This window comes from Phytohabitans kaempferiae (assembly GCF_042433955.1).
Taxonomy (GTDB): Bacteria; Actinomycetota; Actinomycetes; order Mycobacteriales; family Micromonosporaceae; genus Phytohabitans; species Phytohabitans kaempferiae.
In genome coordinates this window covers 19002-38468 of record NZ_JBHLUH010000013.1, presented here as the reverse complement: position 1 = coordinate 38468, position 19467 = coordinate 19002, and the positions used below count along the sequence as shown (strand labels likewise).

9 protein-coding genes are annotated in these 19467 nt (G+C 73.1%); all 9 read right to left on the bottom strand.

All coding sequences use genetic code 11. The features are described from left to right. Positions 1 to 2 precede the first annotated feature (2 nt). The 9 genes from ACFFIA_RS11895 to ACFFIA_RS11855 all read right to left on the bottom strand — a co-directional run bounded on the left by ACFFIA_RS11895 (position 3) and on the right by ACFFIA_RS11855 (position 19452). Positions 3 to 10907, bottom strand: coding sequence for a non-ribosomal peptide synthetase (locus ACFFIA_RS11895; protein WP_377249813.1), 10905 nt, complete (start codon positions 10905 to 10907; stop codon positions 3 to 5). 129 nt (positions 10908 to 11036) lie between these two features. Continuing rightward, positions 11037 to 11237, bottom strand: a complete 201-nt coding sequence (locus ACFFIA_RS11890; protein ID WP_377249811.1) for an MbtH family protein — start codon at positions 11235 to 11237, stop codon at positions 11037 to 11039. 148 nt (positions 11238 to 11385) lie between these two features. After that, positions 11386 to 13881 (bottom strand): FtsX-like permease family protein, encoded by a 2496-nt coding sequence (locus ACFFIA_RS11885; RefSeq protein WP_377249809.1) that lies wholly within the window; start codon positions 13879 to 13881, stop codon positions 11386 to 11388. 46 nt (positions 13882 to 13927) lie between these two features. Beyond that, the gene (locus ACFFIA_RS11880; RefSeq protein ID WP_377249807.1) at positions 13928 to 14677 is read right to left on the bottom strand and encodes an ABC transporter ATP-binding protein; all 750 of its coding nucleotides are present in this window, start codon (positions 14675 to 14677) and stop codon (positions 13928 to 13930) included. Positions 14678 to 14728: 51 nt separating this feature from the next. Continuing rightward, on the bottom strand, positions 14729 to 15523 hold the full coding sequence (locus tag ACFFIA_RS11875) for a DUF4097 family beta strand repeat-containing protein (protein ID WP_377249805.1): 795 nt from the start codon (positions 15521 to 15523) through the stop codon (positions 14729 to 14731). 9 nt (positions 15524 to 15532) lie between these two features. After that, entirely contained in the window at positions 15533 to 16174 is a 642-nt protein-coding gene (locus tag ACFFIA_RS11870) for a response regulator (protein WP_377249803.1), read from the bottom strand. Then, a complete protein-coding gene (locus ACFFIA_RS11865) occupies positions 16162 to 17418 on the bottom strand; it encodes a sensor histidine kinase (RefSeq protein WP_377249801.1) in 1257 nt (418 codons plus the stop codon). The genes ACFFIA_RS11870 and ACFFIA_RS11865 overlap by 13 nt, the downstream gene beginning before the upstream one ends. 148 nt (positions 17419 to 17566) lie before the next feature. Next, on the bottom strand, positions 17567 to 18499 hold the full coding sequence (locus ACFFIA_RS11860; RefSeq protein WP_377249799.1) for a TauD/TfdA family dioxygenase: 933 nt from the start codon (positions 18497 to 18499) through the stop codon (positions 17567 to 17569). 20 nt (positions 18500 to 18519) lie between these two features. Next, positions 18520 to 19452, bottom strand: a complete 933-nt coding sequence (locus tag ACFFIA_RS11855) for a TauD/TfdA family dioxygenase (protein ID WP_377249797.1) — start codon at positions 19450 to 19452, stop codon at positions 18520 to 18522. Positions 19453 to 19467 lie beyond the last annotated feature (15 nt).

Here is a 19467-nt window from a genome sequence, read left to right as displayed (position 1 = left end):
GCCTACCACTCCACCTCGGTGTCGTTCCAGTCCTCGAGGACCTGTGCCTTCTCGTGTTCGGACAGGTACGTGGCCCGGGCGTCGCCGTCCGGGTCGGCCGCCATCGCCTCCAGCACCGCCCGGTACATGCCGGCCAGCCGTTCGGCCGCGGCCCGGTTGAGCCCCGTGCTGATCGCCCGCAGCACCAGGTGGCCCGGCTGCGTCGCGATCGTCAGCGTGAACTCGTTGGTGCCCTCGCCGGCCCCGCCCCGCACGTCCACGCGGCCGGTGTCGACTTGGTGGAAGTCCTGGTAGCGGAACATGATGTCGAAGAGCCGGTGGCCGCCGGCCTGCCGCTGGATCGCCGGCAGCGGGTAGCGGCGGTGCGCGTACACCTCCGCCTCCCGGTCGAAGACCTGCCGGACCAGGTCGCGCCAGCTCTTCGCGACGGCGGTGTCGTGGGCGAACGGCAGCGTGTTGAGGTACATGCCGTAGACCCGCTCGGCGCCGGGCGCCTCGGGCCGGGCGCTGTAGAGCACACCGGTGTGGAACGCCGGCTCGTTGATGACCGTGCTCAGCACCTTCATGTGCGCGGCCAGCAGCACCGCCTTGAACGACGTGCCCGTGTCGGCGGCGAGCGCCCGCAGCGGCTCCTCGATGTCCCGGAAGACGATCGGGAGCTTGAGGTCCTGGCGCGGCGCCTCCGGCCCGTCGCCCCAGTCCGGCGGCAGGACGCACGGGGCGAACCGGTCCACCACGTTCTGCCAGTAGCCCTGGTCCTCCGCCGACTCCAGCGACGCCAGCTCGGCCGCGATGAAGTCGGCGTACCGGACGGCCGGCGCCTCGTACGCTGCCGGCTCCCCGCCCTCGGCGAACCGCCGGTAGAGGTCGAGCACCTCCATCAGCAGCGAGTGCTGGCTCCAGCCCTCGGTGATCGCGTGGCAGTGCGTGAAGCCGAGCCGCCACGCCTCGTCGCTCTCCACCAGCGCGGAGATCCGCAGCAGCGGCGGGCGGGACAGGTCGAAGAGGTTGGCCCGCTCCCGCGCGATGTGCTCGCGCACCGCCGCCTCCACGCCCTCGGCGTCCAGGCCGCGCAGGTCGTGCACGGTCACCGGCAGCTCCACGCCCTCCGGATGGACGAGCTGGAGCGGCACGCCGTACCGGTCGAGGTCGAACGAGGTCCGCAGCATCTCGTGCCGGGCGACCACCGTACGGGCCGCCGCACGCAGCGCCGCGGCGTCGAACGGGCGGCCGTCGCGGATGAGGAACGTCGCGGAGTTGTGGTACCGCGCCGCCCGCTCGTCCGCGAGCATCTCGACCAGCATGCCGAGCTGCACCTGCGACAGCGGGTACGCGTCGGCGACGTTCTCGGGGAGCCGTTCCCGCACGTCCGCGGAGACGAGCGCGAAGGGCGCGACCCCGGCGGGCTCGGCGGCCGGTCCGTCGGCGCCGGGCAGCGCGGCGGCGAGCGCGGCGACCGTACGGTGCGTGAACACGTCCCGCACGCCCGCGTCGAAGCCGGCCGCCCGGAGCGCGCCGACCAGCGCGATGGCCCGGATCGAGTGGCCGCCGATGTCGAAGAAGCTGTCCTCGACGGAGACCCGCTCCGCGCCGAGCACCTCGCACCAGATGGCCGCGATCCGCTCCTCGCTGGCGGTGCGGGGCGCGACGTAAGCCCGCTCGTCGGCGAGGCCGTCCGGGTCGGGCAGCGCCCGACGGTCGACCTTCCCGTTGGCGTTCAACGGGATCCGCTCCACCGCGATCACCGTGGCCGGCACCATGTACTCGGGCAGCGTCCGTCCACAGTGGTCCTTGACCTCGGTCGAACCGACCACGTACGCCACGATCCGGTCCTCGTGCACGACCACGGCCGCGTCCCGCACCCCGGGGTGGTCGAGCAGCACGGCCCGGATCTCGCCCAGCTCCACGCGGTACCCGCGGATCTTGACCTGGTCGTCGATCCGGCCGAGGAACTCGATGGCGCCCTCGGTGGACCAGCGCACGAGGTCGCCGGTGCGGTAGAGGCGGCCGCCGACCGACCCGAACGGGTCGGGCAGGAACTTCTCGGCGGTCAGCTCGGGGCGGTTGACGTAGCCCCGGGCCACACCGGTGCCGCCCACGTACAGCTCGCCGACCACGCCGGCGGGGACCGGCCGCAGGTTGGCGTCGAGCACGAACATCGTCATGTTGGGCAGCGGACGGCCGATCGGCACCACCTCGACGCCCTGCGGCCCCGAGACCGGGAAGATACAGGTACCGACACTCGCCTCGGTCGGACCGTACTCGTTGATCAGATTGCCGTCACCGAGCACCTGGCGCCACTTGTCAGCGACCGGCCCCGGCAACGCCTCCCCCGCCACCACGATCACCGGCGCGTAGTCCGGCGACGGCTCAAGGATCTCCAGATGCCCCGGCGTCAGCTTGATGAAGCTGAACGGCGCGGCGTCCGCCAGTTCCTGGGACAGGGCGTCCAACTCGGCGGAGGGCGACAGCATCCACAGCCGCTGCCCGGAGACCAGCGGCGCCCACAGGTTCGGCACCACCAGGTCGAACGCCACCGACGAGAACAACGGCGCACCGCCCGTACCCCGCGACGCCAACACCTCGGCCGCCCACTGCACATGGTTGGCCAGCCCTCGGTGCGTCACCGCCACGCCCTTGGGACGGCCGGTCGAGCCGGAGGTGAAGATGACGTACGCGAGGCGGTCCAGGTCGTCCACGCGCTCGGGCGCGGTCGCCGGCTGGTCGGAGGCGTCCGGCAGCACGGTCTCGACGGCGAACCGGTCGGTGTAGGCGGCCTGGGTCACCGCGACCCGCACGCCGGCGTCGGCGAGCATCCGGTCGATCCGCTCGGCCGGGAAGGCCGGGTCCAGCGGCACGTACGCGCCGCCCGCCTTCCAGACCGCCAGCAGCGACACCACCAGGTCGGGGACCCGGTCGAGCAGCACCGCCACGAGCGACTCCGGCCCCACGCCCCGCTCGCGCAGGTGGTGGGCGAGCCGGTTGGCGCGGGCGTCCAGGTCGGCGTACGTGACCCGGGTCGTGCCCACCTCGACGGCAAGCGCGCCGGGCGACGTGGCCGCCCGCTCCTCGACCATCTCCAGCACCGAGCGGAACACCGTGGCGCCGGGGTTGTGGCTCCACTCCATCAGCAGGTGGTCGCGCTCGCCGGCCGGCAGGTACGTCTCCCGCGCGTCACCGTCGAGGTCGGCGGCGATCGCCTCCAGGACCGCCCGGTACATCCGGCCGATCCGCTCGGCGTTGGTGGGGCTCAGCGTGTGCGTGTCCACGGTGAGCACCAGCCCGCTTCCCCGGGCCGCGACCGCGAGGCCGAACTCGGTGGCGCCCTCGCCCACGCCCGACTCGGCGTCGACCACGTCGGTCTCAGCCTGGGCCTGCTGGAGGTCGAGGTAGCTGAAGCGGACGTCGAGCAGGCGGGCACCGTCGCCGAGGTCGCGCTGGATCACCGGCATCGGGAAGCGGCGGTGCGGCCAGAGCTCGCCCTCCCGGTCGTACGCCTGCCGGACCGCCTCGCGCCAGGTGGCGGCGGTGCCGTCGTACGCGAACGGGAGCGTGTTGAGGTACATGCCGTACACGCGCTCGGCGCCGGCGACCTCGGGGCGACCGCTGGACACCAGGCCGGTGTAGAAGGCCGGCTCGTCGGTGAGCTGGCTCATCACCTTCAGGTGCGCGGCGTGCAGCACCGCCTTGAGCGAGGCGCCCGCCTCGCTCGCCCGGGCCCGCAGCGCGTCGCCCAGGTCGGCGAGGGGCACGTTGACCGTGTACGCCCGGCGCGGCGTGTCGCCGTCGTCGCCCCAGCCGGCGGGCAGGTGGAAGCGGGCGTACCGGTCCACGATGCCCTGCCAGTACGACCGGTCCTCAGTGGACTCGACCGCGGCGATCTCGGCGGCCACGAAGTCGGCGTACCGCAGCGCGGGCACCGCCCGCTCCGGAGGGACACCGCCGCCGCGGACGCCGAGGTACGCCTCGACAAGCTCCATCAGCAGCGAGCGGTGGCTCCAGCCCTCGGTGATCGGATGGCAGACGCTGACCGACATCCACCACGCCTCGTCGCTCTCCACGTGCGCGGCGACCCGCAGCAGCGGCGCCCGGGTCAGGTCGAAGAGCGTGGCCCGCTCCCGCGCGGTGAAGTCACGGATCGCCTGGCGCAGCCCGTCCGCGTCGAGGCCGCGCAGGTCGCGCACCTCGATCGGGATCGTGGCCGTACCGTGCACGAGCTGCATCGGCACGCTCAGCCCGTCCAGGTCGAACGAGGTCCGCAGCATCTCGTGCCGGGCGACCACCGCGGCCGCCGCCGCGCGCAGCGCCTCGACGTCGAACGGGCGGCCGTCGCGGATCCGGAACGTCGTGGTGTTGTGGTACTTGTTCACGCTGTCGTCGGCCAGCATCTCCACGAGCATGCCGAGCTGCACCTGGGCCAGCGGGTACGCGTCGACCAGCCCGCCCGGCAGGGCCGCCCGGTCGGCCGCGTCGATGAGCGCGAACGGCTTCACCGGCTCTTCGTCGGCGGTCCCCTCGGCGCTCGGCAGTGCGGCGGCGAGCGCGGCGACCGTACGGTGCGTGAACACGTCCCGCACGCCCGCGTCGAAGCCGGCCGCCCGGAGCGCACCGACCAGCGCGATGGCCCGGATCGAGTGGCCGCCGATGTCGAAGAAGCTGTCCTCGACGGAGACCCGCTCCGCGCCGAGCACCTCGCACCAGAGCGCGGCAATGCGCTCCTCGACCGGGTTGCGCGGGGCCACGTACGCCCGCTCGTCGGCGAGGCCGTCCGGGTCGGGCAGCGCCCGCCGGTCGACCTTCCCGTTGGCGTTCAACGGGATCCGCTCGACCGCGACGAAGACCGACGGCACCATGTACTCGGGCAGCGTCCGTCCACAGTGGTCCTTGACCTCGGTCGAACCGACCACGTACGCCACGATCCGGTCCTCGTGCACGACCACGGCCGCGTCCCGCACGCCGGGGTGGTCGAGCAGGACCGCGCGGATCTCGCCCAACTCCACGCGGTACCCGCGGATCTTGACCTGGTCGTCGATCCGGCCGAGGAACTCGATGTTGCCGTCCACGGACCAGCGCACCAGGTCGCCCGTGCGGTACATCCGCGCGCCCGGCGACCAGGGGTCGGGCAGGAACTTCTCGGCGGTCAGCTCGGGGCGGTTGACGTAACCGCGGGCCACACCGGTGCCGCCCACGTACAGCTCACCGACGACACCGACCGGCACCGGCCGCAGGTTGGCGTCCAGCACGCGCATCGTCATGTTGGGCAGCGGACGGCCGATCGGCACCACCTCGACGCCCTGCGGCCCCGAGACCGGGAAGATACACGTGCCGACACTCGCCTCGGTCGGACCGTACTCGTTGATCAGATTGCCGTCACCGAGCACCTGGCGCCACTTCTCCGCGACCGGCCCCGGCAACGCCTCCCCCGCCACCACGATCACCGGCGCGTAGCCAGCCGACGGCTCAAGGATCTCCAGATGCCCCGGCGTCAGCTTGATGAAGCTGAACGGCGCGGCATCCGCCAACTCCCGCGACAGCGCATCCAGCTCCGCCTCCGGCGGAAGCATCCACAACCGCTGCCCCGACACCAGCGGCGCCCACAGGTTCGGCACCACCAGGTCGAACGCCACCGACGAGAACAACGGCGCACCACCCGTACCCCGCGACGCCAACACCTCAGCCGCCCACTGCACATGGTTGGCCAGCCCTCGATGCGTCACCGCCACGCCCTTGGGACGGCCGGTCGAACCGGAGGTGAAGATCGCGTACGCGAGGCGGTCGGGGTCGTCGGCACGGTCCGGGGCGGTCGACGGGGCGCGGGCGATCAGCCGGCGGTCCCGGTCCACCACCATCACGTCACCGGTGAACCGGTCCGCGTACGCCTCCTGCGTGATCACGGCCCGGGCGCCGGCGTCGGCCATCATCGCGCCGATCCGGTCGGCCGGGAACGCCGGGTCCAGCGGCACGTACGCGCCGCCCGCCTTCCAGACGCCGAGCAGGGCGGCCGGCAGGTCGAGCCCGCGCTCCAGCAGGATGCCGACCAGCGACTCCGGCCCCACGCCCAGCTCGCGCAGGTGGTGCGCGTACCGGTTGGCGCGGGCGTCCAACTGCTCGTAGGTCAGCTCCGCCGTGCCGCAGCGCACCGCGGTCGCGGCCGGCGTGACGGCCGCCTGCCGCTCGAACAGCTCCAGCACCGACGCCTCGGCGAACGTGGCGGCCGAGTCGTTCCAGTCCCGGACCACGCGGCGCAGCTCGCCCTCGGGCAGGTACGTGGCCGCGGCGTCGCCCTCCGGGTCGGCCGCCATCGCCTCCAGCACCGCGCGGTACATGGCCGCGACACGGTCCACGTTGGACCGGCTGAGGAAGTGGTTGTTGGCGGTCAGCACGCAGAATCCGGCCCGGGTCGAGACGCCCAGCGGAAATTCGGTCGGGCTGTCGTCGATCGTCGCCGCGTAGTCGACCACGTCCGCGTCGACCTGGCGGAAGTCCTGGTAGCTGAAGCGGACGTCGACCAGCCGCTCGCCACCGCCGAACTCGCGCTGCATCGCGGCGAGCGGGAAGCGGCGGTGCGGCCACACCTCGATCTCCCGGGCGAAAACGCCCCGCACCAGCTCCCGCCAGGTGCGCGCGCCACGGTCGAAGCCGAACGGCAGCGGGTTGAGGTACACGCCGGCGACCCGGTCGGCGCCGGTCGCCTCGGGCCGGGCGTTGGTGACGAGTCCGGTGTGGAACGCCGGCTCGTCGGTGAGCTGGCTCATCACCTTGAGGTGGGCGGCGTGCAGCACCGCCTTGATGGGCACCTCGACGGTGGAGGCCAGCGCGCGCAGGCGCTCCTCCAGGTCGCGGTACGGGACCCACGCCTTGTGCACGCCGCGCGGGGTCGAGGGGTCGTCGCCCCAGCCGGCCGGGAGGGTGAACTTCGCGTACCGCTCGACCGTGCCCTGCCAGTGCGCCCGGTCCGCCGGGTCGTCCAACGCGGACAGTTCGGCGGCGACGAAGTCGGCGTACCGCACGGCGGCCGGCACTGCGGGCTCCGGCTCGCGCCCGTCCCGGTACGCCCTGTACGCGCCGACGAGCTCCATCAGCAGCGAGTGGTGGCTCCAGCCCTCCAGTACCGCGTGGCACTCGGTGAGCGTCAGCCACCAGCCGTCGCCGGTGGTGTGCGCGTGGAAGCGGACCAACGGCGGCTGGGCGAGGTCGAAGAGCTGGGCCCGCTCCGCCGCCATGAACGCGCGCAGCGACCGCTCCAGCTCCTCGCCGGCCAGGCCGGCCAGGTCTCGCGCGCCGACCGCCGGCTTGGCGACGCCGTGCACGAGCTGGAGCGGCGTCGAGTACGCGTCCAGCGCGAACGAGGTCCGCAGCACCTCGTGCCGGTCGACGACGAGCTGGGTCGCCCGGACGAACGCGGGCAGCGCGAACGGCTCGCTGTCGACGATCCGGAACGAGGTCGAGTTGTGGTAGTGGTGCCGGCCGTCGTCGGCGAGCATCTCCACCACCATGCCGAGCTGCACCTGGGCCAGCGGGTACGCGTCCACCACGCCCTCCGGCAGTGCGGCCCGGTCCGCGGCGGAGACGAGCGCGAACGGCCGTACCCCCTCGGCCGGCGCGGTGGCCGCCACCGGGCCGGACTGGCCGAGGAACGCGGTCAGCCGCGCCACCGTACGGTGTGCGAAGACGTCCCGGACGGCCACGTCGTAGCCGGCCTCGCGCAGCGCCCCGACGAGCGCCACCGCGCGGATCGAGTCACCGCCGAGGTCGAAGAAGCCGTCGTCCACACCGACCCGGTCGACGCCGATGACCTCGCGCCAGACCGCGGCGACCCGCTCCTCCTCCGGGGTACGCGGGGCCACGTAGGCGCGGTCGGCGGAGAGCGCCGTCCGGTCCACACTGGGCAGTGCGGCCCGGTCCAGCTTGCCGTTGGCGGTCAGCGGGATCTTCCCGAGCGGCACGAACGCCGACGGGATCATGTACTCGGGCAGCGTGCGGGCGAGCAGCGCGCGCAGCTCCCCCGGTGACGGCACGGCGTCCCGGGCCGGCACGCAGTAGCCGACCAGCCGCTTGTCGCCGGGCTTGTCCTCGCGGACCACGACCACCGCATCCCGTACCTGCGGGTGCGCCGCGATCGCCGTCTCGATCTCGCCCAGCTCGATCCGGAAGCCGCGGATCTTCACCTGGTGGTCGATCCGGCCGAGGAACGACAGGCTGCCGTCCGGCTCCCGTCGGGCCAGGTCGCCGCTCTTGTAGAGGCGGGCGCCGGGCGGGCCGAACGGGTCGGGCACGAAACGTTCGGCGGTCAGCTCGGGCCGGTGGAGGTAGCCGCGGGCCACGCCCGGGCCGCCGACGTGGATCTCGCCCGGCACGCCGATCGGCGCCACGTTGCCGTCCGCGTCGAGCAGGTAGACCTGGATGTCGCGGAGCGGATGCCCGACCGGGTTGGGCGCGCCGGGCACCAGGTCGGCGGCGACCAGCCGGTAGTAGGTGGTGTGCACGGTCGTCTCGGTGATGCCGTACATGTTCAGCAGCAGCGTGCGGTCCAGGCCGCGGCGGGCGACCCAGGGCGCCAGCTCCTGCACCTCCAGCTTCTCGCCGGCGAAGACCACGGCCCGCAGCGCGAGTGCGTCGATCCGCCGGTCGCCCTCGCCGGCCAGCGCCACCAGGCCGCGGAACGCCGAGGGGGTCTGGTTGAGCACCGTGACCCGGTGGGCGACGAGCAGGTCGAGGAAGTCCTCCGGCGACCGGGTCACCGCCTGCGGCACGACGACCAGCTTGCCGCCGTAGAGCAGCGAGCCCCACAGCTCCCAGACCGAGACGTCGAAGGCGTACGAGTGGAACAGCGGCCACACGTCGGTCTCGCCGAACGCGTAGTGCTCCTCGGCCGTGGTGAGCAGCCGCAGCACGTTGGCGTGCGTCAGGCAGACGCCCTTGGGGCGGCCGGTCGAGCCGGAGGTGTAGATGACGTAGATGAGGTTGTCCGGAGTGGACACCGGCACGGGGTCGGTCACCGGGCGCTCGGCGAGGACGGCGGCGTCGGTCTCCCCGTCCAGCACCACGAACCGTCCAGAGTGGATCGCGCTGAGCTTCTCGACGTGCGCGGCCGTGGTGACGACGACCGGCGCGGCGGTGTCGGAGAGCATGAAGGCGAGGCGGTCGGCCGGGTACGCGGGGTCGAGCGGCAGGTACGCGGCGCCCGACTTGAGCACGCCGAGCAGCGTGGGCACCAGGTCGATGCCGCGCTCGAGCGAGACGCCGACCAGCGTCTCCGGTCCGGCGCCGAGGTCCCGCAGGTGGTGGGCGAGGCGGTTGGCGCGCGCGTTCAGCTCGGCGTACGTGAGGCTCTCGTCACCGAATACCACCGCCACCGAGTCGGGGCAGGTCGCCGCGCGCCGCTCGAACGCCTCGTGCACGCACACGTCCGGCGGCGTGAGGAGCTGGATGGGCGGCGCGACGATCGCCAGCTCGCCCGCGTCCAGCATCACGTGGTGGGACATCGGCACGTCCGGCTCCGCCGTGGCGCGGTCGAGCAGCCGCATCAGGTGCCAGGTCATACGTTCCACAGTGGAGCGGTCGAAGAGCGCCTTGACGTACTCCAGGTTGCCGCGCAGCGTGCCGTCGGCGGCCTCCTCCACCTGTAGGGTCACGTCGAAGCGGGCCACGCGGGACGGCGCGGTGAGCGCCTCGACCGCCAGGCCGGGCAGGTCGAAGCCGGCGGCGCGCTCCTCGTGCATGGTGAACGCGGCCTGGAAGAGCGGGGTGCGGGACATGTCGCGCTGCGGCTGGAGCTCGTCGACCAGCCGGGCGAACGGCACCTCCTGGTGGTCGAAGGCGGCCAGCACGGTCGCCCGGGTCCGCCCCAGCAGTTCGGCGAAGGTGGGGTCGCCCTCGCCGCGCCCGCGCATTACGAGGCTGTTGATGCCGTACCCGATGAGGCGCTGGACCTCCGGGCGGGTCCGCCCGGAGACGACCGTGCCCACCGGGACGTCGGTCCGGCCCGTGTACCGCCCCAGCAGCGTCTGGTACGCGGCGAGCAGCGTCATGAAGAGCGTGGTGTCGTGCTCGGCGCTCACCTTGCGCAGCCGCTCGGTCAGCGCCGCCGGGAACGCGAACGGCACCGCGTCCCCTTCCCAGCTCCGCGTCGGCGGGCGCGGGCGGTCGGTGGGAAGCTCCAGCGGCGGTACGCCTTCGAGCTGTCCCCGCCAGTGGTCGAGGTGGCGCTGGAGCACGCTCCCGGTGAGGTGTGCGCGCTCCCACGCGGCGTAGTCCGCGAACTGCACGGGCAGCGGCGCCAGCGCGGCGTCGGTGCCGTCCAGCGCGGCCCGGTAGCCCGCGCCCAACTCCTCCGCGAAGACCCGCACCGACCAGGCGTCGCAGGCCACGTGGTGGAAGACGACGACCAGGATGTGGTCGTCGGCGGCGAGCCGGAGCAGGCGGGCCCGCACCGGATGCTCCTCGGCCAGGTCGAAGGGCTCGCCCGGCGCGCTCGCCGCCAGCTCGGCGGCCCGCCGCTCACGCTCCACTGTGGGCAGTGCGGCCAGGTCCTCGACCGGCAGGGCGAACGGCGCCGGCGGGTCGATCACCTGCACCGGCTCCTTGCCGGCCAGCGCGTACCGGGTCCGCAGGATCTCGTGCCGCGCCACGACCCCGCCGAACGCGCCCCGCAGCGCGTCGACGTCGAGCCGGCCGCGCAGCCGCAGGGCGACCGGGACCACGTACTCCCAGCTGTCCGGCTCCAGCCGGCTGAGGAACCACATCTGCTGCTGCCCGTACGACAGAGGCAGCGGACCGGTGCGGTCCACCGGCTCCAGGCGGAGGCGCTGCTCGGTACGCCCGCCCCCGCCGGCCAGCCTGGCCCGGATCAGCTCCTCGCGGAGCGCGTCCGCACGCTCGGTCGTCCGCACGCCACCGCCGCTCATGGCCGTCCTCGCTTCGCCGCGGGCGGGCATGAGGCTCCACACGCGCTGTGTCCTGTTGTTCGCTCGCTGCGCTCGCTCACGGCTTCGCGTCCTCCGTCGGTCGTCTGCTGGCGTTCGCCCGGGCGGCCGTCAGGCCGCCTGCTCCATCCGGCGCCGCAGGCTCAGCGGGCGCATGTCGGTCCACACCTCGGCGATCCGCGCGAGGCACTCCTGCTTGGTTCCCTTGGTGCCCTCGGCACGCCAGCCGGCGGGCAGCTCGCGGTCGGCCGCCCAGATCGAGTACTGCTCCTCGTCGTTGACGACCACGCGATAGGTCAGCTCATCACTCATGCGGTGAGCATCGCGGGAGCCGCTATATCTGCCCTATAACGGCGATCAGACCCTAACGGCGATCAGACCCTAACGGCGATCAGGACCCTAACGGCGATCAGGGAGCGGCCACGGGGGTGGGCCGCTCCCTGATCGGGATGAGGAACGTCTATTCGCGCGCTGTGGTGAGCGCCACCGCGCTGGCGCGCAGCGAGGCGGAGGTCGGCAGGACCGCGCCGAGGACGGCCAGCAGGGCCGCCACCGCCGCGATGGCGGCGACGATCCCGACGGGTACGACGACCGGCGTGGCACCGAAGAGCCCGCTCAGCGCGACCCACAGCCCGGCCAGGTTGAGCGCGGACGCCATCAGCGCCAGCACCACGCCGATCCCGGCCACCAGCAACGACTCCGCCGCGAAGAGCGCCACCACCTGCCGCGGGGTCGTCCCGGCCAGCCGCAGCACCGCCAGGTCGCGGCGGCGGTCGGCGGTCGCCATCAGCAGCGTGTTGACGATCGCGATGAAGCAGAACACGACCACGATGACCGCGACCGAGCGCTGCCGCACGTTGGTCAGCTGGCGGGCGGCGGCCGCCTCGGTCGCCACGAGCCGCTCGGTCGTGAGCACCTGCGCGCCGAGCCCGCTCACCGCCGTCCGCATGGCCGCGGCCGCCGCCTCCGGGTCGGTGCCCGGCTCCAGCGACACGTACGCCCGGCGGGCCAGCCCGTTGCGGGCGTACGCCCCGGTGCCGGCGTACTTCTGCGTCAGGTAGCCGATGTCCTGCCCGCGCAGTGCCTCGTAGATGGCGGCCACGCGCAGGGACACGGTCGTGCCGTCGGCCATGAAGACCTCGACCGGCTGGCCCAGCTCGTACCCCCACGACTTTGCGACCACGATGCTGTCGTCGTTGAGGTCGGCGAGCGAGCCCTCCACCACGGGCAGGTCCAGCGTGCTGGAGAGGGCGGCCGGCTCGACCGCGTAGCCGTCGTTCTCCTGGATCCGGTCACCGTCCATCGTGTACAGCGTGGTGAGCACCGGCGCGACGACCGCCACGCCGGGTACCGCGTCGACCCGCTCGACGGCCGCGCGGCCGATGCCCGGGCTCCCGTCCGGGGTGAGCACGAAGTCCGCCGTCACCTGGTTGCGCAGCCCGCTGTCGCGCGCCTCGTTGATGGTGTCGGTCGCGCCGAGCAGCGAGATCGCCAGCCCGACGGTGAGCAGCACCGGTACGGCCGTCGCCGCGGTACGCCGCCGGGCGGTGAGCGCGCTCTCCCGCACGACCATCGCCCCGGCGCCCTTGGCCCCGCCGAACGGCGCCATCAGCAGCCGGGTCAGCGGGCCGACGAGCACCGGTGCCAGCAGCGCGAAGGCGCCGATCGGCACGAGCAGCGTGGGCACGTACTTGTTGGGCACGAGGGTCATCTCCGGCGCGGCGAAGGCCACGTATCCGACCATGCCGACCCCGGCGGCGAGCCCGCCGACGCCGAGCAGCCAACGACCGGAGGTCATCGGCCGGTCCACGGTGGCGTCCCGGAGCGCCTCGATCGGGCGGACCCGTCCGGCCCGCCAGGAGGCGGCGGCCGCGCCGCAGAGCGCGACCAGCACGCCGGTGAGGAACGCGCCGGCGATCGGCAACAGCACGGCCGGCGCGAGCGACGGGCTGACCCCGAACCACGAGGGCGAGAGGCCGAGGCTGATCAGCCAGCGGGCGAGCAGCCGGGCGCCGAGCAGCCCCAGCGCGCAGCCGGCCGCCGACGCGACCGCCCCGACGAGCACGGCCTCGGCGAGCACCATGCGGCGTACCTGCTTGGGCGTGGCGCCGACCGTGCGCAGCAGCGCGACCTCCCGGCGGCGCTGCACCACCGCGAACGCGAACGTGGACGCCACCACGAAGATGGCCGTCGAGCCGGCCACGCTCGCCGTGATCGGCAGCAGCGTGACGGTGTTGTCCAGCGCCTCCCGGTCGCGGTCCTCGCTGACGTCCACGCGGTGCCGGTCGCCGCCGACCAGTACCTCCACAGTGGAGCTGGACACGGCCGAGCGGACCGCGTCCAGCGGCCCCATCGCCACGACCGACTCGACCCGCGGCGAGATGCGGGCCGCCTCGGAGTCGGTGAAGAAGACCGCGTGCTCGTAGTCGACCGGCGCGGTCACGCCGACCACCTGGTACGGCCGCGCCGCCTCCGCGGTGAGGACCACGGCCTGTTGCCCGACCGCAACGCCGGCGCCGCCACCGCCCACCACGATCTCGGTGTCGCTGGTCGGCGCGCGCCCTTCCGCCAGCTCGTACCCGCCGAACCGGGCCACCGACCACGGATGGCCGACCTGGTCCGCCCGGCCGCCCTGGACCTGCGCGTAGAACGCCCGGTCGAGGACCACCTCGCCGGTCTCGGCGAGCCGCCGCACCACGTCGTCGGGCACGCCTTTCGCCTCGGCGAGCGAGCGTACGCCCAGGTCGTGGTGGGCCGGGTTCCACTCCGGGTCGGTGCCGAACACCACGGCCGGCGCGGTCGCGAACCGCTGCGGCGGCCGGTCCGGCAGGTCGAGCAGCGCGCCCAGCAGCAGCCCCATGGCGGTGACCTGGGCCACGCCGAGCACCAGCGCGACCGCGGTGCCGGCGAACGAGACCCACCGGGCTCGCAACGTCTGCACGGCGATGCCCATCATGCTGTCCTCCTCGGGTTCGTTCGCTCAGGCGGCGCCGAAGGCTCACTCACGCCGCCACCTCCAGGTGGACCATGCGCGCGGCGACCGCGTCGGCGGTCGGGTCCTCGATCTCGCCGACGAGCTTGCCGTCGGCGAGGAAGACCACGCGGTGGGCGTACGAGGCGACCACCGGGTCGTGCGTGACCATCACGATCGTGCGGATCCCGGAGCCGCCGCCGGCCGCCCGGTCGACCAGCCCGCGCAGGGTACGCAGGAGGTCGCGGCTGGTCATCGTGTCGAGCGCGCCGGTCGGCTCGTCGGCGAAGAGCACCGCCGGCTTGGTCACCAGCGCGCGGGCGATCGCGACCCGCTGCTGCTGGCCGCCGGAGAGTTCGCCCGGCCGGTGGTTGGCGCGGCCTTCGAGCCCGACCTGGCGCAGCGCCTGGCTGATCGTCTCCGGGTCGGGGCGCACGCCGGCGAGGCGCAGCGGCAGGGCCACGTTCTGCGCGGCGGTCAGCGACGGCAGCAGGTTGAACGACTGGAACACGAAACCGATCCGGTCCCGCCGCAGCAGCGTGAGCGCGGTCTCGTCGAGCACGCTGAGGTCCGTGTCGGCGACGATCACCCGACCGCCGCTCGGCCGGTCCAGCCCGGCGGCGCACTGCAACAGCGTCGACTTGCCGGAACCAGACGGTCCCATGATCGCGGTGAAGCTGCCGGGCGGGAATTCGAGGGTCACGCCGCGTAGCGCCGTCACGGCGTTGTCGCCGGCGCCGTACGTCTTGGTCAACGCCTCGAGGCGCACGGTCTCGTCCATCGATCCCCCAAAGAGATTCGTGGTTGCGGAGTGTGAGGGGCGGCTGGGGCCCTAGGTGGTGTACTGGATCGTGACGTCGCCGGCGCTGGTGCGCGCGGTGACGGCGGAGGTTGCGGCCGGGTCGGTGGTGACGCCGACCCGCTCGTCGCCGGAGGCCGCCTCGGCGGTGACCTTGTACGCCCCGGCGGGCAGCGCGATCACCACGTCTCCGGCGCTGGCCACCGCGCTGACGCTGGGCGGCGCCTCGGCGTACGACAGCTCCACGTCACCGGAGTCGATCTCGACGTCGGTGGTGTCCGACCGGAGCCCGGTGCCGGTGATCTGGCCGCTGTCGGCGCGCGCCCAGAGCGGGCCGGAGACGTTCTCGGCGGTGATGTCGCCGGCGGACGCGGCCAGCCGCATCTCGCCGGTGAGGTCGCTGACCCGTACGCTGCCGGCCTCGGTGCGCAGGTCGAGGGTCACGTCCGGCGGCACGGTCAGCACGTAGTCCATCGTGCAGTCGCTGCCCAGCCCGAACTTGAGGCCGGTGCGCGGGCAGCGCCCGGTGATCGTCAGCGTGTCGCCGCTCCAGGTCCGCTCGACGGTCGGCTTGCGCAGCGAGCTCCAGGCCAGCCTGTGCTCGACCGTGACCACGCCCGGCTCCCCCGGCGACACCGTGATGTCGCCGGCGTTGCTGTCCAGGTGCACGCGGGCGACCGCCTGCCGGTAGCTCTGCCGGTCTTCGTCGGTGCGCTTGGGGCTCAGCCAGGTCCACGCCACGGCACCGGCGAAGAGGAGCACGACGACCGTCGCCGCGGTGCCCAGCGTCATCCACGCCGTCCGCTTCTCCACGACAAGTCTGGACACGATCTCTCCTCAGCCCTTCAGGAACTGCAGCACGGCGAGCACACGGCGGTGGTCGTTGTCTTCCATCGCGATGTCGAGCTTGGTGAAGATGCTGTTGACGTGCTTGGCGACCGCGCTCTCGCTGACCACGAGGGCGGCGGCGATGCCGGAGTTGGAGCGCCCCTCGGCCATGAGGCCGAGCACCTGCGACTCGCGCGGGGTGAGCCGCTCCAGCGGGTCGCTGCGGTGCCGGACGAGCAGCTGGGAGACCACCTCGGGGTCGAGCACGGTCGCGCCGTCGGCCACGCGCCGCAGCGCGTCGACGAACTCGGCGACGTCGGCGACCCGGTCCTTGAGCAGGTAGCCGACCCGGCTGTCCGGGCGGGACAGCAACTCGGTGGCGTAGCGCTCCTCGACGTACTGCGAGAGGACCAGGACCGCGACGGACGGCCACTTCTGCCGCAGGCTCAAGGCGGCCCGCAGCCCCTCGTCGGTGAAGGTCGGCGGCATGCGGACGTCGGCCACGACGATGTCCGGCTGGTCCTTGGCCACCGCGTCGAGCAGCGCGTCGGCGTCGGACACCGCCGCGACGACCTCCATGCCGGATGCCTCCAGCAGCCGGACCAGGCCCTCCCGCAGCAGCACAGAGTCTTCGGCGATCATGACCCGCATGGCAACTCCACCGCGATGGTCGTCGGTCCCCCGTCCGGGCTGTCGATGTTCAGCGTGCCATCGACGGAAGCCACCCGCTGTGCCAACCCCCGCAGCCCGGTGCCGCCCTCGGGACGGGCGCCGCCCCGCCCGTCGTCGGCGACCACGACCCGCAGCCGGTCGCCCCCCTCGGGCAGCACGACGGTGACCTCGACCCGGCGGGCGCCGGAGTGCTTGGCGACGTTGGAGAGCGCCTCGGAGACGACGAAGTAGGCCACCGCCTCGATCGCCACCGGCGGCCGGTGGGCCAGGTCGACCCGGAGCCGGGCCGGCACGGGCGAGCGGGCCACGACGCCGGAGAGCGCCGCGTCCAGCCCCAGGTTGTCCAGGATCGCCGGGTACAGGCCGCGGACCACGTCGCGCAGCTCGCTCAGCGCCAGCTTGGCGTCGTCGTGGGAACGGGCGATCGCGTCGCGGAGCGGGTCGGGGGCGTCCGGGAAGGAGGCCCGGGCCAGCCCCAGGTTCATGGCCAGCGAGACCAGCCGCTGCTGCATGCCGTCGTGCAGGTCACGCTCGATCCGGCGGCGCTCGGCGTCGGCGGCCTCGACCAGCTCGGCCCGGCTGCGGGCGAGCAGCGCGACCCGCTGGGCCAGCTCGGCGCCCCGGCTCGGGCCGAGCAGCGCCCGGCCGGCCAGCAGGTCGACGGCGGCGACCCCGCGGGCCAGCCACGGCGCCGCGAAGAGCAGCGCCACGCCGGCGGCGGTGGCGAGGACGATCCCCAGCGGGCCGGCGGGGTCGGTGGCGAAGAGCCAGCTGTGCAGCGGGGCGGTGACCAGCAGCAGGCCACCGGCCCAGGCCAGCGCCACGACCGCGGCGCTGGCGGTGCCGACGACCAGGGCGAACAGGTGGTACGCGAGCTGCCGCCAGAGCGTCTCCGAACGGATCTCGCCGGCCAGCCGCTGCGCCCAGCCGCCGTACGGATGGACGGGCGGCGCGGGGATCGTCTCGCCCAGGAACGCCTCGAACCGGGAGCGCTGGAACGCGGCGAACGCGTGCACGCAGGCGAAGAGCGCCAGCCCGGTGCCGAGCGCGAACACGACCGTGACCGAGAGAATGGCGGTGGCCAGCGCCAGGGTCAGCACCAGCCCGCCGGTGACCAGGCCGACGACCCCGCCCACCAGCACGTGGGCGGTGATCTGCCAGGCGCGCGGCGACCACGGCGGGTGTCCCAGCCGCTCGGTGGCGACGAGCCGGTTCGAAGTCACACCATGACCGTAGAGAAGACGCCCCCGGGTAAACCAGGACACAGGTACCCGTGTTCGCCCTGCACCTAGCACCACCTCCCCGTCCTCGGGCGCAACGGACGAAGGGCTCCCCTGGTGGGGAGCCCTTCCGCCGATCTTCATGGAACCGTCATCCGCCGGACGGCTCGGCCATCGCGACGGCGATCTTGCGGGGTCCGGTGTACGGCTCCCGCCCGTGCGCCGCGAGCATGTTGTCGACCACGAGCACGTCGTCGTACTGCCAGTCGTACCGGGTCGACGCCTGCCGGTAGCACGCGCGCAGGTGGTCCATCACGTCGTCCGGGATGGTGCCGCCGTCGCCGTAGTACGTGTTGCTGGGCAACTCCTCCGGCGCGAAGATCTCCAGCAGCCCCTCCCGCACGTCCCGGGCCTGCGTGGTGATGTGGAAGAACGTCGCGTGGTTGAACCACACCTTCTCGCCGGTGACCGGATGCCGGTGCACCGGCTCGCGGACCGCCCGCGTCCGCAGCCCGTCGCCGTCCAGCCACTCCAGCTGGATGCCACGCTCGGTCGCGTACGCCTCGACGTCCAGCCGGTCCTCCGTGTTGAACGCGTGCTGCCACGAGCTGCCGAAGTCGGGGTGGAAGTTGCGCACGACCATCCACTTGCGGCGCACGAACTCCTCGCGCACGGCCGGGTCGATCCCCGCGTAGACGCGGCGGATGTCGGCCAGCGGCGTGGCGCCCTGGGTCCGCGGCGCCTGGAGGCAGTGGAAGTACAGCGTCAGCGGCCACACGGCCTGGTACGAGTTCTCGTTGTGCAGGAAGATCTCCTCGTCCGGCGGGTAGTCCGTCGAGGTGTAGACCTGCCCTTTGATGGTGCTGCGCGGCGAGGAGCGCTCGGCGTACGTCAGCGGCGCCCCGGAGAGCGCCCGGACCACCTGGTCGAAGCCGTCCACGCCGCCGATGTCGAAGCCGCGCAGCAGCAACGCGCCGTGCTCGACGAGCAGGCCGCGCAGCTTCTGGCGGTCGCTGGCGATGTGCTCGATCACGCCGATGCCCGAGCCGTCCGCCTCGACGGTGAAGGGAAGCACGCGGTCCATGGCCATCTCCCTCCGCCCGCTCAGTCCGACATCGCGACCAGGATGCGCCGCTGGCCGCTGAACGGCCGGCGCCCGTGGCCCACGAGCAGGTTGTCGATGAGCAGCAGGTCGCCCTCGACCCAGTCGACGTCGACCGCGTTCTCCAGCCCGCGGTCGCGGACCTGGATGGCGTAGTCGCCGGGGATCGGCGTGCCGTCCGCGAAGCTCACCGACTGCGGCAGGTCCTCCTCCGGCATGATCTGGGCGAGCGCCTTGATCTCGTCGCCGAGCGCGGCCACGTGCCACTGGTCGGACTGGTTGAACCAGACCTCGGCGCCGGTCACCGGATGCGCGATGGTCGAGGGGCGCACCTGGCTGACCCGGAGCGTGCCGTCCGAGCGCCACTGCCAGGTCGCGCCGGCGTTGGCCAGGAACGACTCGACCTCGTCCCGGTTGTCCGTCTCGAACGTGTCCTGCCAGCTCTTGCCGAGCCCGAGGCCGTCGTGCAGGTTCTGCGTGTACCGGACCCCGTCGGCGTACGCGGCGCGCACCTCGGGGTCGAGCGAATCCAGCCACAGCGCCGCGTCGACGACCGGCGTGGCACCGCCGGTGGTGGCCGCCTTCTCGCAGTAGAACAGCAGGCGGGAGGGCCACGACGAGGCGTACGACAGCTCGTTGTGCATCGAGATGGTGAACTCGGGCGGGTACTCGGTCGAGGTGTACACGTTCTTGCCGACCTTCGTGCGCGGCGAGTTGCCGTGCACGTACGCCAGGCGGTTCGGCAGCAGCAGGTCCATCACGCCGTCCAGCTCGCCGGGCGCCACGTTGAACCCGCGGAACACCAGCGCCTTCTCCTGGACCAGCAGGTCGTCCAGACCCGCGGCGCCGCGCAGGTAGCTGACCAGCCCGGCGGCACTGGCCTCGGCGCCGATGCTGGCCGGATCGATCTCCAGCGGCTTCCAACTGTCAGACATCACACGCTCCCCGGC

Excerpts from the sequence above, each read along its gene's own strand:
- ACFFIA_RS11895 (WP_377249813.1), bottom strand. The coding sequence starts at position 10,907 with ATGAGCGGCGGTGGCGTGCGGACGACCGAGCGTGCGGACGCGCTCCGC.
- ACFFIA_RS11890 (WP_377249811.1), bottom strand. The coding sequence starts at position 11,237 with ATGAGTGATGAGCTGACCTATCGCGTGGTCGTCAACGACGAGGAGCAG.
- ACFFIA_RS11885 (WP_377249809.1), bottom strand. The coding sequence starts at position 13,881 with ATGATGGGCATCGCCGTGCAGACGTTGCGAGCCCGGTGGGTCTCGTTC.
- ACFFIA_RS11880 (WP_377249807.1), bottom strand. The coding sequence starts at position 14,677 with ATGGACGAGACCGTGCGCCTCGAGGCGTTGACCAAGACGTACGGCGCC.
- ACFFIA_RS11870 (WP_377249803.1), bottom strand. The coding sequence starts at position 16,174 with ATGCGGGTCATGATCGCCGAAGACTCTGTGCTGCTGCGGGAGGGCCTG.
- ACFFIA_RS11860 (WP_377249799.1), bottom strand. The coding sequence starts at position 18,499 with ATGGACCGCGTGCTTCCCTTCACCGTCGAGGCGGACGGCTCGGGCATC.
- ACFFIA_RS11855 (WP_377249797.1), bottom strand. The coding sequence starts at position 19,452 with ATGTCTGACAGTTGGAAGCCGCTGGAGATCGATCCGGCCAGCATCGGC.